This window comes from Shewanella inventionis (assembly GCF_014641855.1).
GTDB classification, from domain to species: Bacteria; Pseudomonadota; Gammaproteobacteria; order Enterobacterales; family Shewanellaceae; genus Shewanella; species Shewanella inventionis.
This window is the reverse complement of sequence record NZ_BMII01000018.1, coordinates 50725-65587: the sequence shown is the minus strand read 5'-3', so window position 1 is coordinate 65587 and position 14863 is coordinate 50725. Positions and strand designations below refer to the sequence as shown.

Annotated in this window: 12 protein-coding genes; 7 read left to right on the top strand and 5 right to left on the bottom strand. The window is 42.3% G+C overall.

Annotated features, from left to right (window positions below; translation table 11 throughout):
• Window positions 1-4: 4 nt before the first annotated feature.
• Both IEW93_RS11895 and IEW93_RS11890 read left to right on the top strand, forming a co-directional pair.
• Window positions 5-898 carry a DUF2971 domain-containing protein gene (locus tag IEW93_RS11895; RefSeq protein WP_188739547.1) on the top strand — a complete coding sequence of 298 codons (894 nt, stop codon included), beginning with the start codon at window positions 5-7 and terminating at the stop codon, window positions 896-898.
• 106 nt (window positions 899-1004) lie between these two features.
• The gene (locus tag IEW93_RS11890; RefSeq protein ID WP_229706677.1) at window positions 1005-1463 is read left to right on the top strand and encodes a GNAT family N-acetyltransferase; all 459 of its coding nucleotides are present in this window, start codon (window positions 1005-1007) and stop codon (window positions 1461-1463) included.
• A 149-nt stretch (window positions 1464-1612) separates the two neighbouring features.
• Here IEW93_RS11890 and IEW93_RS22015 read toward each other — a convergent pair whose 3' ends face one another.
• Window positions 1613-1780, bottom strand: coding sequence for a hypothetical protein (locus IEW93_RS22015; RefSeq protein ID WP_229706676.1), 168 nt, complete (start codon window positions 1778-1780; stop codon window positions 1613-1615).
• Window positions 1781-2464: 684 nt separating this feature from the next.
• The gene (locus IEW93_RS11885) at window positions 2465-3568 is read right to left on the bottom strand and encodes a GNAT family N-acetyltransferase/peptidase C39 family protein (RefSeq protein WP_188739545.1); all 1104 of its coding nucleotides are present in this window, start codon (window positions 3566-3568) and stop codon (window positions 2465-2467) included.
• Window positions 3569-3641: 73 nt separating this feature from the next.
• Here IEW93_RS11885 and IEW93_RS11880 point away from each other — a divergent pair, with 73 nt between their 5' ends.
• Complete coding sequence (locus tag IEW93_RS11880) at window positions 3642-5093, top strand: RimK family ATP-grasp domain-containing protein (RefSeq protein WP_188739544.1); 1452 nt, start codon at window positions 3642-3644, stop codon at window positions 5091-5093.
• A gap of 163 nt (window positions 5094-5256) precedes the next feature.
• Here the strand turns inward: IEW93_RS11880 and dgcS are convergent, their stop codons facing one another.
• Window positions 5257-6138: a diguanylate cyclase DgcS gene (gene dgcS / locus IEW93_RS11875; protein WP_188739543.1), complete on the bottom strand. Its 882-nt coding sequence runs from the start codon at window positions 6136-6138 to the stop codon at window positions 5257-5259.
• A gap of 161 nt (window positions 6139-6299) precedes the next feature.
• On the opposite strand from dgcS, the gene IEW93_RS11870 reads away from it, so the two are divergent.
• From IEW93_RS11870 to IEW93_RS11855, 4 genes are all read left to right on the top strand, one after another.
• Window positions 6300-8252: a monovalent cation:proton antiporter family protein gene (locus tag IEW93_RS11870; protein ID WP_188739542.1), complete on the top strand. Its 1953-nt coding sequence runs from the start codon at window positions 6300-6302 to the stop codon at window positions 8250-8252.
• Between the two features lie 424 nt (window positions 8253-8676).
• The gene (locus tag IEW93_RS11865; RefSeq protein WP_188739541.1) at window positions 8677-9009 is read left to right on the top strand and encodes a hypothetical protein; all 333 of its coding nucleotides are present in this window, start codon (window positions 8677-8679) and stop codon (window positions 9007-9009) included.
• Window positions 9010-9311: 302 nt separating this feature from the next.
• Window positions 9312-12518 carry a DEAD/DEAH box helicase gene (locus tag IEW93_RS11860; RefSeq protein WP_188739540.1) on the top strand — a complete coding sequence of 1069 codons (3207 nt, stop codon included), beginning with the start codon at window positions 9312-9314 and terminating at the stop codon, window positions 12516-12518.
• Between the two features lie 243 nt (window positions 12519-12761).
• A complete protein-coding gene (locus IEW93_RS11855) occupies window positions 12762-13118 on the top strand; it encodes a hypothetical protein (RefSeq protein ID WP_188739539.1) in 357 nt (118 codons plus the stop codon).
• Here IEW93_RS11855 and IEW93_RS11850 read toward each other — a convergent pair whose 3' ends face one another.
• The gene (locus IEW93_RS11850) at window positions 13119-14117 is read right to left on the bottom strand and encodes an NADH:flavin oxidoreductase (protein ID WP_188739538.1); all 999 of its coding nucleotides are present in this window, start codon (window positions 14115-14117) and stop codon (window positions 13119-13121) included. It abuts the gene before it with no gap.
• Between the two features lie 8 nt (window positions 14118-14125).
• Complete coding sequence (locus IEW93_RS11845) at window positions 14126-14740, bottom strand: LysE family translocator (RefSeq protein ID WP_188739537.1); 615 nt, start codon at window positions 14738-14740, stop codon at window positions 14126-14128.
• Window positions 14741-14863: the final 123 nt, after the last annotated feature.

The following is a 14863-nucleotide window of genomic DNA, read 5'->3' as shown; positions in this document are numbered from 1 at the left end:
GAATGTGCCTTTATACAAGTATTTGACACCTGAGAATACGTTGAGGGTTTTGGATGGGAGTGTCAGATTTACTCAACCAGGGGCTTTTAATGACCCGTTTGAAATGGTTCCGGAATTACATGTTCCGGAAGATTTCGAATCCAAAGATATCTCAATCAGCTTTGACGTCCTTGCACCAAGAAGGCAGACAAGTGTTGGAGAATTGCCAATTGACTTTGAGTCTGACCATTGCAATGACATCAACTCCAGAAAGATTTTAAGCTCGCTGAATCAGTCTGTTGGTATTCTATGCTTATCTAAAAATGAATCATCTCTTTTAATGTGGTCACATTATGCAGATGAGTATTCAGGAGCTGTTATTGAGTTTGACGAGGAACATGAATTTTTCACGGGCCTATTTGATATAGAGTATCGAGAGAAAAGACCTAAAAAGGACATTAGTTCTTATTTAAGTGGTGAATCTCCAATTCCTATAGCAGAGCTTTGTGTAAAGCCTAAAGATTGGAAATATGAGCAAGAATATAGAATTGTTAGAAATCTCTCTGATTGCAAAAAGGTTGGTGATTATAACGGCTTTCCGGTTTATGTAATGGATGTACCAATGGATGCGATCAAGTCAATCACCCTTGGCGAAAGAATGCCTTTAGAGAAGCAAAGAGAGGTTTGGAACAAAATCAAGAATACAAAGATTGCATTAAATCTGGCTGCTATCGCCAACTGGGGCTACGAGTTTAGAAAAGAACCAATTAAGTATAATCTTCCTGCTTCTGAAATGAGTCCTTTGATAAGTCCGAGAACAGCTCATATATTTTCTGAACTCGAAAATGAGTTCGGTGAAATAGCTCGATGGATGATCAAAGAGCATAAGTTGAGCGATATTGCTAACCATACATTGTAAAGTGTTAACAAGCGCAAGCAGTCGGAAAATTTACTCGCTAGAGCTCATAAATTTCCGCTGTTGCGGGCGTTATAACTTCAAGGTAACTATGCTACTAGAATGCTTTTTGGAAAATAATTTCGAACAGTTAATTGTTTGGATAGATAGTGATGAGCTCAACTATTTGTGGGGTGGCCCTGCTTATCAATTTCCATTGACAGCGGATCAGATTCAAGAGCATTATACTAAGCCCGAAGTACATCCTTTTATGTTTACAGTTAACGGTAAGCCAGCGGGTTTTGTAGAACTTTACCAAGTCTCTGACAGTGAATGTCGAATTTGTAGAGTGTTTATTTCTCCCACTTTTCGTGGTAAAAATCTCGGCACAGAAATGCTCAAATTGTTAGTTATGAAAGCTAAAGAGCAGTATAAGTGTCAGTTACTTACTTTAGGAGTTTTTAGTCACAATCAGGCGGCTATTTTATGTTATGAAAAACTTGGGTTTATATCCTTTACCGTTGAGAAAAATAGTAGGGAATTTAATGGTGAAAGTTGGGACTTAATACGTATGCAAAAAAAGTTATAACACATATGAGCCTTCCGCCAGTCAATAGGCGCGCCTAACTTATTTGACTGCTTTTGCTGTCAAATTAAAATCAATCAACAAATTCATCTACTTCGTCTGTCATTTAGCTGTCAAATCATCGTTTACAGCAAACACATATAGAGGCTCTCTTAGTGCGATCTTATCGCTGCCTGACGCTTTTCATTACTTTGAAATGTCAGGGGCACTAGACATTTATCGGTTAACCCTAAGATGGCACTATTCACGTCAGAGGTGCTTTTTGCACAGTTAGTTTCAGGCTCATTTAGGGTGTAAACGACTTTGTTGATTGTATTCATTAATGCGCGCCAATAAGGTGTCTAATCATGGCGATGTAGCTTAAATAGCATTTGGCATAGTGATGATGGTGAGAAGTCATTGCTTCATTAGCCTTTGTGCACAGTTAGTTTCAAATTTAGTTGGGTCAGAAATTTAGTTGCTTTTGTTTAAAACGTGTTTTGTTTTCTTGAAAATATTCAAATTCAACTCTGAACTTGAGGCCGTTGAAGAAAATAGCGTGAAGTTCACATGGATGTGAGCTTAGCTTTCGCGGTACAGGGTGTACCATCGGAAGCGTTAGCATTTTCATTCTTTACCATAAAGAGGTGGCCGAAGAACACCAAAACGAAGTTAAAAGCAGGATCTGACCACGTCGCGAAATTATCGCAGCTATCGTTTGGTAACAAGAATGATAATTTTGATGTGGCGGCTGGGCCAATTCTTTTATAAAGAGTAAAGAGGGAACCGCCGTTGGTTTCCTCTTGGACTGGTGTGGGCGAAGCGCCACGACGTTGCTGGCCGCAGGCCATTAGTACAAAAGTACAAAAGTACAAAGCTAACACCTGGATCCCGGCTCAAAAACATTGCCGGGAAGACAAATATAAACTGACAGACTCATTTAGATATCTTGAATCAAAGTAACGTGTATTGATAATCTGGTGGGCGAAGCGCCACGACGTTAGTGGCCGCAGGCCATAAAAAGCTTAACCATCTTTTGCCAAAGATGACTCAACCACTAAACAAGACACCAATTTCTGCTTTCCATATTGCATCACTTTGGTAAGCTCTGCCTGACTGATGGGCACGTAAGCGGCATTAATGGCATCTTTTTGCGCGACAACAAATGGGTCGTGGATAAACATAAACTGCTCGTTATAGCCACTCAATACCACCCAATGTGGGCCTTTTTCACCATTAAAACGATAGGTGCTGATCATTAACAGCACCACATATCCTTGGTCAATCCACTGCTTTAATTGCACTATATTGGGTGAGGAATTGTGTATCTCTACACCATGCGAAGCCAATTGCTGGCAAAAATCATGATGTACTAAAGTGATCACCGCCTTTTTGTTTTTATCACGTACACTGTCGATAAATGGTATCGACGAAGATTGGCTATAAACCCTTATCTGTAGTCCGCGGTTTATCGCGGCTAATGCTAAGCCATGTACACTGCACCCGCCATGACCACTGGTCATAAATATGGTAGTGGCTTCGCGCCAAATACTTAACTCATCGACTCGGCTAGGCCGATAGTTTGGCTTAACAGCATTGATTGCCATCATTAAACACGCTGCGCCGCAAGTAAAGGGCGTGGTTTGCACATACAAAGGCATCTTAATAACCTTGCTTGGTCCTGGTGGGTCTAGGCGTTTATGCATTCGCACGCCATCAGCCAGGTCATCGTAATAATGCACTAAGGTTTTTAATACCTTATAACCCATTTTTACATAAAGATTTTTAGCGGCGATATTGTCGTTTCTCACTTCGAGGCGTAATGTAATAAACCCGCGTTCGACCACAATTTTCTCGCAATGAGTGACAAGTTCAAAGGCAATGTTTTGGCCTCTAAACTCGGATGCAACAGCGATAGAGTAGAGTCTTGCTAGGCGAGTACCACGATGAAATAACACCAATGCGTAGCCTGCAAGAGTACCGTCTATTTCTGCAACGAGTAAGCAGTCTAGCGGCGAATTGATAAAACGCTTCATTTGTCGAGCATTGATTTTATCGCCGCTAAATGCATTGTTTTCGATGTTGATGAGTTGCGATAAATCGTTAGAAATAGCTTGGCGAAGCAGCATGAGTCGGCTCGAATTGGCAAACATGATGGTGGTTAATTTACGCGCTAAATTGCATAAGAGGCAATAGATTTTTATGGCTCAGTTTTTAATTGTTACCGACGATATCGATGATTGGCGGCCTTACTTGCCAAGTGACAACCTTGTCACGGTTCATGACTACCTTGAGATGGGAGCATTTGCAGATCAAAATGCAATGCAAGTGATTAACCTGTGTCGTCGTTACGATTACTTGAGTACAGGATATTATTGTTCACTGATGGCGGAGGCGCGTGGTCATAGAGTCATTCCTAAAGTAATGACCATTAATGATTTATCTCAAGACCGTTTTTTTAGCCTGCCACAAGCAGGGTTAGATAAATTGCCTGCCAGTGTGACTGACATTGCGATGAAAGTGTATTTTGGCTATTGCGATAATCCTGCATTAGATAAAATTGCTCGTAAAATTTTTGAACGTTTTACTGTGCCAGTGTTGCAAGTCAATTTACTTAATATTTCTGGCCGATGGCAGGTTGAAGTTATTGAACCAGTGGCTTTTCAAGACTTATGTGAGTCAGAGCAAGACTTATTTGCTAAATACCTTGAAGTGTTTTCTCAAAAAGTATGGCGAGCGCCTAAACCTTTTAAGCGATATCGATATGAAATAGCCATGCTAGTCGACAATAATGAAAAAATGCCCCCCTCAGATAAAGCCGCGTTGAAACTGTTTACAAAAGCCGCTAGTCGGATTGGCATGGATTTAGTGCAAATTGGTAAACATGATTTATCTAGACTAAGTGAGTTTGACGGTTTGTTTATTCGCTCAACCACCAACATCAGTAACTTTACCTATCGGTTTGCCAAAGCCGCTGAGCAATTAGGTTTAGTGGTGATGGATGACCCTGAATCGATAATGAAATGCACTAATAAAGTGTTTTTAACTGAATTACTTTATAAACACAAAGTGCCTGTCCCAAAGAGTATTATATTTAAAGCATCTGATAAAAATTGGGCTGACAAAGTCATCGATGCAATTGGTTTACCTATCGTACTTAAAGTGCCCGATGGTGCATTCTCACTTGGGGTTGTTAAGGTTAAAGACCGCGCTATGCTAATAGAGCAGGCTGAACAGATTTTTAAGCACAGCGCATTAATTTTGGCACAAGCTTTTATGCCAACCGACTATGACTGGCGCATCGGCGTGTTAAATCGCCAACCTATTTATGCTTGCCGTTATTTTATGAGCCGTGGTCATTGGCAGATTTATCAGCACCACCAGAGTGGTCGTGTGAGTAGTGGCGACTTTGACTGTATCGATTTAAAAATGGTACCGCACAATATTGTCGACGCAGCGGTAAAAGCATCAAATCTGATTGGAGCAGGTTTGTATGGCGTAGATTTAAAAGAAATCGATGGCAAAGCGTTTGTGATTGAGGTCAATGATAACCCGAGTATTGATCACGGTGTTGAAGATTTATTTTTAGGTGACTTAGTTTACGATCGGGTGATGACTGAATTTTTAAGGCGAATTCAATTACGTGGTCTGTAGTGAGGTTGATTTAAAGTTTAATATCTTAATGAGCCTCAATACAGGACAAAAGCCGGAAAAAGCCCTTATTCTAATTGACTAAGGGCTTTGTGCTCATTAATTAGTTGTCTATCCAAACCAACGCTATGGTGCTAGTACCTGCGTGATTTTTTAACCTGCATTTTTAACCTTCACTAATGCGATAACAATTGCGCCCAGCTGCTTTGGCTGCATACATGGCTTTATCGGCACGGTCGTACAAGTTGTCTGCATGTTGCTCTGGTATCGCCTCTGCAATACCCAAACTGCATTGTATATCGTATTCGGTTAATTGGGCATGTTTTGGCATCATATCAATAATACGCTGGCAAACAATTTCAGCCGCTTGCGTGTCGCCTTGAGCAATAATAACAAACTCATCACCGCCAACTCTAAAAGCCTGGTCGGTATTGCGGATCGCTTCATTAATGAGTTCGGCAAATTCAACTAATACATAATCACCTGCTTTGTGACCATAGATATCATTAAGTTGTTTAAACTTGTCTAGATCTATTACCACTAAAGACACTTTACCTTGGTGACGGTTAGCACGTGCTAATGCTGTACTGATCGCTTGGGTATAATAATAGCGATTACCCAGACCCGTCAGTGAGTCAAACATGGCTTGCTTAGACATGTTTTGATACTTGATCGCATTACTTAGCGGCTGGATCAATATCGCTTCTAACCGGTTTAACGTTGCCGTTTGCGTTTTGCTTAGCGGCATGGCTAATTGGTAAGTCATGTTAAATTGGTCTTGTTTATCTGCAATAGTGCGTTGCAGTTCAATACCGTAATGACGTCCCCAGACAAACTTTTGTTTTTCTAGGGTCAACTGCAATCCTTTAACCGGCAACTGTTGTCCTAGTATTTTGCCGAAACAGGCAAAAACTGTCCTAGGATCTAAACTTCCATGTAGTTGTTGAATCACTTGAACAAGATCGAGTTCTAAGTCCATGTTCAAGTAAGCGTCTGAACGGTACCAGTAGTCTTCAGGATACAGCTCTGATGTAGATGCGAAATCCATTGTGTTTGCTCCAGTACGTAACAACTAATTACTCTGTTTATAGCAATATTCGTGCCTATGAAAAAAATTCTATAGTTATTAGTTGCTTGATGATTTACTGTAGAGATTAGATATTCGTAAATTCCCTATCGACATTTTTTTGACAAGGAGCCTATACCGTAATGGAACACAGCATTTTTATTCATATTCTTTCAATGCTTGTGATTGCGATTGTGGCGATTGCATTGCTTAGACGAGTTGGTTTGCCGGCTATTTTGGCTTATTTGTTAACTGGCGTGGTGAGTGGACCTAGTGGTTTTCATTGGTTTACCCAGTTACAAATGCAGTCTGTGGCCGAGCTAGGCGTAGTGTTGCTGATGTTCACACTCGGGCTTGAGTTTTCAGTACCTAGGCTGTGGGCGATGCGCCGTACCGTGTTTGGTTTAGGCAGTGCGCAAATGATTATCACTGCCTTTGTGGCAGGTGCAATAGCCATGCTTATTGGCCAGGATTTAGTGGCTGCAGTGGTGATTGGCTCAGCAATTGCCTTGTCGTCAACTGCGATTGTGCTCAAACTCCTAAATGAACAAAACTGGTTGCGCCGACGTCACGGCGAGCTGTCAGTCAGTGTATTGCTATTTCAAGATTTAGCTGTGGTGCCTTTACTTATTTTAATGCCGTTACTGGCCAATGATGGTACCCAAATGAGTTTTAACGGCATCGCTTGGGGCTTGCTCACCGGGATTTTGGCCTTTTTAGGCTTAATGTCATTTGGCAAATGGATTTTACCGCGAATATTTGATGAAGTTGCGCGTTCGCGTTCAAATGAGTTATTCGTATTGTCTACTTTGGTTGTGGCGTTAGTGACGGGTGCATTTACTCAGTGGCTTGGTTTGTCGATGGCATTAGGCGCATTTATCGCCGGTATGTTGTTAGGTGAAAGTCAATACCGTAGACAGTTAGAAGCCGATATTAGGCCGTTTCGCGATTTGCTTATGGGGCTGTTTTTTATCTCGATAGGCATGTTGCTCGATTTTAATTTAGTAATGCAGTACTGGTGGCAAGTGCTGTTGCTTTTGTTCGCCGTGGTGATAACTAAGATTTTAATTGTTCATGGCATTCTTAAATTAGCAGGTGAAAACAGTAAAATCTCACTCAGCACAGCCATTAGTCTTGGGCAGGTGGGAGAGTTTAGTTTTGTATTGCTCGCCCTTGCAGTGAACTATCAATTACTTGAAACCGAAGTCAGTACAGTGTTGGTTGCCGTTGCCGTGCTTTCTATGTCAATTGCACCCTGGTTAATTCGCCACAGTGTCGATATTGCTAAAAAGATCAGCGGTAGCAATAAAAAACCAGAGTCTGAACCGATTGACATTGTATTGCCCAACACAGACGAAAGCGATTTAGTCTTGATTTTAGGTTACGGACGCGTTGGACAAACTATTGCCCGTTTTTTAAAAACAGAAGCGGTACCGTATTTAGTGTTAGACATCGACCCTACTAGGGTGACCGAAGCAAGAGCCGCAGGCGAGAACATTCATTTTGGCGATGCCTGTAGAATGGCATTGTTGAAAAAAATGGGGATTCGCCAGGCCAGCCTTGTCGTGGTGACGTTTTGCGAGCCAAGGCAATCAGAAGAATGTTTAGCCGTTGCACGCAAATTAGCACCCGATGTGAAAATTTTAGTGCGCACTCGCGATGATGCTAATTTACATGAGCTTAAAGAGGCAGGAGCAACCCAAGTGATCCCTGAGTCTTTAGAGGGTAGCTTAATGTTGGTGTCGCAAGTGTTATTTAAATGCGGAGTACCGTTAGCGCGGATTATTAAGCGCTTAGAGTCAGAGCGTCGTAATCATTACCAATATTTACACGGCTTTTTTTCAGGCACCGAAACCGACTTTACGCTCGATTTATTGCATGCTGTATCATTGGCCGCTAGTGCGAGTGCTGTTGGGAAAACCGTTGCCGATATTCCCTGGCAAACTCTTGATGTAGAGCTTCGCGCCGTGCGTCGTCGCGGCGAAGAAATTGACCCTCCGCCACCAGAGTGGATATTAAGACGCAATGATATTTTAATGTTGGTGGGCAAACCGCGCAGCATTGAAAAAGCAGAAGAATATTTACTGCAAGGCTAAATCGATGGATTAACGCTAACTGATTATTCCATCAGCACAAGAATGCTCACTTATTTCCCTGATTGGTATAACTGAACATTGAACATGACTGTGATGAGCCTGATATTCAATCACTGTTATTAAATGGGCTTAATGTTCACTTGATGCGTATATTTTTTATGTGCAAGCTAATTAACTCGATTGGGGGCCATTGTCATTGGGCTAAAAATTGAAATACGGCCCATAAACACAATTTCGCTTAAGTGATAACCACTTGATATGGTTTTTATGACTGTGAAATGAACTTGGTGTGACTCTATTTGTCTTAGTGTTTGTATTGCTTGCCTTATTGATGATAACCATTCAATAAAATGTGTGACTCAGGTAATGTTATTGATTGTTTTTTAGCTGTGTGGGGATGTGATTTCTGTAATAAGGAGAGAGAATGCTGATAATGAGTTGGATAGCGTTAACCGCGATATCATTCGTTTTTTTTATTTATCGATTAAATGGCGTGACCCATCATATTTGTCATTACATTAAACGCAGTTACCCTAAGGTTTATGAAGAATGCGAGCGCATTGGCAGTAAAATGGGTGATGCTAAAAAAGGCACCGAGGTCATGTTGATGGAGTCGTTTAATACCGGTGATATCTCTCACCTAAACGATGCTAATTTACAGCAATTTCGGCAACAACTTACCCGATTAAAAGTCAGTCTTGCTATCTCGCCCTGGTTACTAATGGTTTTAATGGATGTGCTAAGTGGATACTGGTAACCGGCAGGTGGGTAATTGACCAAACTTGGTCGATTAATGACATAATCGAACGTCTATTTTTACCAACAAAAAGAACCATTTCTCGTTTTACGTTCCAAGTAAACCTTTCATCAACTTGTTTCGTATCAAGGTATTGCACCTTACGCTATGACTTTGCACTGACTATTGGCATCATTTTAAGCAAGATTTACCTGCAAATGTTAGGCAAATGCTAGATATTGCATGCTTTCTTCCATAGAATGGTAAGTTAACTTTTTATCAGCAGTGATGTTTTTTCTGCTCGGTTTTTATTAGGTATATTGATGTCGGCGAAACTGTTTAATCTTCCCATTAAGCTTTCATTAGAGATGATTGCGAAACTGTTTTCGGCCACGCAAATTCAAAAAGCACAAAACTACTTGATCCAGGGTCGAGTACTTGAAGTGACCGCCAGCAGCAACAACCATGATATCGAAGCTTATGTCGAAGGCTCAGCTGATGAGCCTTACCGTCAAGAAATCACCCTTGTTAATGTTAACCACAAAATTGTGATGCGCTCGCATTGTACTTGCCCAGTGCGCACCAATTGCAAACACGTTGCAGCAGCCATGCTGGCGCTAGTGGATAAAAAGCCGGTAGAAGAACAACGCATTCACCAGTGGTTACGCCAGCTTGACGATCAAAAATCGGCCAGTGAATATGACGATGATCAAGAAGAGAAAGACCGAATTATTTATGTATTATCCAATGATCCCAATGGGATTTTTGTCGAATTCAAACGCAGTAAACTCAACAAAAAAGGCCAGTATAATAAAGGCAGCAAGCTGGCGTTAACCGATATTCGTTATAGTATGCCTTGGTGGATTGACCCTGAAGATAAACAAATCATTAGCTTGTTATTGTCGTCAAATAACCAGGGATCAAAAATTTATATCGACGGTGAAATATCCTATTTAGCTTTAACCAAAATGCTCGCAGATCAAGTGTGCTTTTGGGAAGAAAATCGCACCCCGTTAACCTGGGCTAAATCCATTGCGCCAGAATTTATTTGGTGCGAGCTTGATAAAAAACACACGCAAATGCAAATGCGTATGCCCGGCCTTGAAAACTGGGAGTTTGTCGCCACCGAACCACCACTGTATGTTGAATTAGATTATTTACGTTTAGGTAAAATCGACACCGATTTATCGGCCAAAAAGCTCAGTTTATTACAACATATGCCGCCGGTCCCGTTGGCGCAAGTTGACCAAATTAGCCACAAAATGCTGCAACACTTTTCGCCAAAAACGGTGCCTGTGCCAAGTGAAATTGATTTTTGCGAAATCAACGATCCTTTAAAAACCAAATTGATTTTTACTCGCGAAATTTATGCCAATAATCCTGTATTACAGCCGGTTATTAGGGTAGAGCAGCACTATGGAGAGGTGAGTTTTAACGCATCCCTTAAACCTGAACGTATTAGCCTGGTTAAAAAAGGCAGTGTGCAATATCAAGTGCATCGCAATGTTGAACAAGAATTAGCCACATTACACGCGTTGACAGAAGCTGGCTTAGTGAGTTTTATTCCGAGTGAATATGCCAATCAACCTGAGTATTATTTAAGTGTGGGTTTGTTACCAGAGTCGATTTTTGAATGGTCTAATTTAACTGAAAATGGCCTCGATGCACTAACCGCACTGGGCGTTGAGATTCAGTTTGAAGATGACTTTGACTTAAACATTGTCGATGCACAGCTAGATGTAGATTTGGTTGATGATGACGAATCTGGCTGGTTTTCCCTGTCGTTGAGCGCCGATATAGACGGCCAAAATGTGCCTTTATTAGCCTTGGTCGCGCGCTGGTTACAACAAAATGGTGAGCCGGCAGATGACGATGAATTAATTCTCCCTGGGCCTAATGGCGGTTTTATTAAAATTAAAGCCAAAACCATTAAACCTTTGATTTCTATCATTCAAGAGTTGTTTAACCGCAACTCAGGCGACCAAATTGCCATACCGCGTAACCGAGCCCACATTCTTAATGATTTATCTGCCAGCGATGTACGCTTGCTTAATGGCGAGCGGGTACGTAATTTAGCCGCTAAATTAGCCGAGTTTAAAGGCGTTACGTCGGTTGAGTTACCAGCAGGTTTAAATGCCACATTGCGCGATTACCAAAAACAGGGTTTTGACTGGCTGTGTTTTTTAAAAGAATACCAACTTGGCGGGATTTTAGCCGATGACATGGGCCTGGGTAAAACCATTCAAACCTTGGCCTTTTTACTTAAAGCTAAGCAAGACGCCAAGACGCATCGCACCAGCTTAATTGTATGTCCAACCAGTTTGGTGGGTAACTGGCTTAAAGAAGCCAACAAATTTGCCCCGTCACTCAATGTGGTGGTTATTCATGGTAATAAACGCCAGCCATTGTTAGAGCAAATCGATGACTTTGATGTGGTGGTAACAACGTACCCGTTAATGCTGCGCGATGAAGCCATATATAGCGATTATGTATTTGACCATATCATTTTAGATGAAGCCCAGCAGATCAAAAACGCCCAGGCTAAAGTGACCCAGGTGATTAAAACCTTAAAGGGTCAATTTCGCTTATGTCTGTCTGGTACGCCGCTTGAAAACCATTTAGGCGAGCTTAAGTCATTGATGGATTTTTGCTTACCGGGCTTATTAGGGCAGCACACTTACTTTAATAAAGAGTTTCGTGGGCCGATTGAAAAGCAAGCCGATGTTGAAAAGTCAGTCTTGCTGAGTAAGCGTATTTCACCGTTTATGCTAAGGCGCACCAAAAAAGAGGTGGTGTCAGAACTGCCAGAGAAAACCGAGATTATCCAAACACTGGAGCTTGAGAAAGATCAGCGTAATTTGTATGAGTCTATCCGCTTAGTCATGGAGAAAAAACTGCGCGAGTTGTTTGCTAAAAAAGGGGTGTCGAGCAGTCATATTGAGTTTTTAGATGCATTATTAAAGTTACGCCAGGCCTGTTGCGATCCTCGCCTTGTTAAGCTTGAGCAAGCTCAACACGTGAAAGACAACGCCAAGCTCACTTGGTTAATTCAAAACCTGCCTGAAATGATTGAAGAGGGCCGTAAAATCCTTATTTTTAGTCAGTTCACCGGCATGCTGGCGTTGATTGAAGATGAACTTAAAACGCTAGAAATTAGTTACAGTAAATTAACCGGCCAGACACTCGACCGTCAACCTCAGATAGATGCATTTCAAGAGGGCGACAACTCGGTGTTTTTAATCAGCTTAAAAGCCGGTGGTACTGGGCTTAATTTAACGGCGGCAGATACGGTTATTCATTTCGACCCATGGTGGAACCCCGCAGCAGAGCGCCAGGCAACTGATCGAGCCCACCGCATTGGTCAGCTTAATCCGGTATTTGTGTATAAGCTAATTGCCCAGGGGACGGTCGAAGAAAAAATTCAAGAAATGCAGCAGCATAAACAAGGTTTAGCTGACAGTATTTTATCCGATGGCACTCAAGGCCCATGGCAAGGCAACGCCGAAGATTTATTGGCGCTGTTGAGTTAATCACCTGATTGACCTCAACGCTGGATAAGAGATGTATTGATAACGATATAAATCAATAGATTGACTAAAATCCACTGTCAAGCTTGTGATTTGTTTTGCTAACAAGGCGAATTAACGCGTCAATAGCTAGCCTATTGCAAGTTAATTCAACGCAGTGAGGAAGGCAAAGGACTGCTTGAAAGGCGTTTGTTATCCAGAGCTGAGGTTAATTGAGTAAACGCGAGTTAATTTGAGGTTACAACATTGCCTGCAATGTATTTTAAACGAGGCACTGGTGCACCCAGGACAAGACGTGGCAATCGTGCTACGCCTGCGCTGCACATGGACTATTTTGAGCAAGTGTTTGCCGAGCTTCGCCGTCATCCTGAAAAAATCGCCATTGTGAGACACAACATTGCGCAGTTTCAGGCGCAGCCTTTTTTGAAAAAAGGCTTACATACTGCCATTGACAGGTTGCTACTGGTGTTTGAAGACAATGATGATATTGAATTGCTTTACAGGCAGGTGATGAGCGACGATATTGGTCAGCGAGTAAGACGCTACCCGCTGATTTTTAAAGGCATAATATCGCCTACAGCCAATGCAGTAGATGAGCTGTAACTAGCCTTGCATCACCCTGTGAGCAAATTCACTTGGGCCTGCTAAAATAGCCCGACCAACCGCGACTAAATCCACTTGCTTGGTGGCTAAAATGGTTTCGATGTAATCCACGCTTTCAATACCGCCGACACCAATAACCGCCGCAGTGGTTTTGCCGGTTAACGGCGCGGCATCTTCAACCAAAAAGCCTTCGCCGCGTTTATCTTTAGGCCGATTCCAGCCGCCAATACCTGACGATACATTGAGTATTTCAACGCCAGCTGCCACTAACCATTGGCTCACTTGCGCCATGTCTGCATGAGATAAACCGCCAGGGTAGCCATCTTGGCCAGGAATGCGAGTCATCACCACTAACCTCGACGCCGCTTGTTTAATTTGAGTCACAATCTCAATTAATATTCTGGCGCGGTTTTCAAGCTTACCGCCGTAGATGTCTTTGCGCTGATTGGTTAAGGGTGATAACCACTGATTAATGCCGTAACCGTGGGCACAATGGATTTCAACTAAATCAAAACCGGCTTTGTCGGCACGTATTGCCGATGCTACAAAATCCTGTTGCCATTGCTTGATATCATCCATTGTCATAGCCCTTGGTGTAGGTAATACACGGTCGTATGCGGGCACAGTAATGCCAGATGGCCCCATAACATCAGCGCTTATGCCGGCACTGTCTTTGCCGCCGCAATGGGTAATTTGTAAACCGGTTTTCACGTCAGCCTTATGCAGCGTTGTAGCGATTTGGCTTAAGCCAACTAAACAAGCATTGTCATGTGCTCCAAGTTGATTAGGTTCACTACGACCAGCCAAATTCACATGACTGTACTCCACCATCACAAGGCCTGCGCCCGATTGGGCAAGGTGTTGATAATGCGCAATGGTGGCGGGAGTTGCTAAGCCATTTTCATCAGCGGTTTGTGATGCCATGGGCGGCACCACTATACGGTTTTTAAGGGTTAATCCGCTGGTTAAGGTTAACGGAGTAAAACGCAGTGCAGTCATTGAAAATCCTATATCGTAATGGCAACCCATATGCCTGCAAGCAACATAATGCTGCCAGCGGTGCGATTAATTATATTGGCCGCTTTGGTTGAGCTAAATACCCGTTTAGCACTTGATGCTAAGTATGCATAAGCAAGGTTTATTGAGCCAAAAGCGGCGGTGGCAATGGTTAAAATAATGGCAACATCGATTAAGCTTACTTTTGTCATGGGCACAAATGCAGGGAAAAAGCTCACATAAAAAATCAGCGCTTTGGGATTGCCTAAAGTGATCACAATGCCTGTGAATATGTTTTGGCTGATACTGACATTGGGCGGCTCAACGAGTTGAACGCCATGGGCGGTTGCACGCAGCATAGTTAAGCCGAGCCAGCATAAATACAAGGCACTGGCATATTTAATCAGTTCAAATGTGGGTCCCATCGTATTGGCGATGGCAGCCAACCCAAACAAAGCCAATAAGATATACAGAAAGTCGCCAAGCAGTACGCCAAGTGTTAACGCTGCGCCATGCTCAAAACCATTAGAGAATGAGCGTGACACCACCGCAAATACGGCAGGTCCGGGTACAATGGCCAAAATAACCATAGTAAAAAATAACGCGACAATGTGTTGGTAGGCCATGAGTGATCGTTAATTACGGTATTGGGATGTGAGTTTTATAAGGGCGATTATATCGTAAATTCATATAATACCATTTCCATTAATTATGTGACCAATCAGAGTCGCTCAGACTGTTCAGTTTGA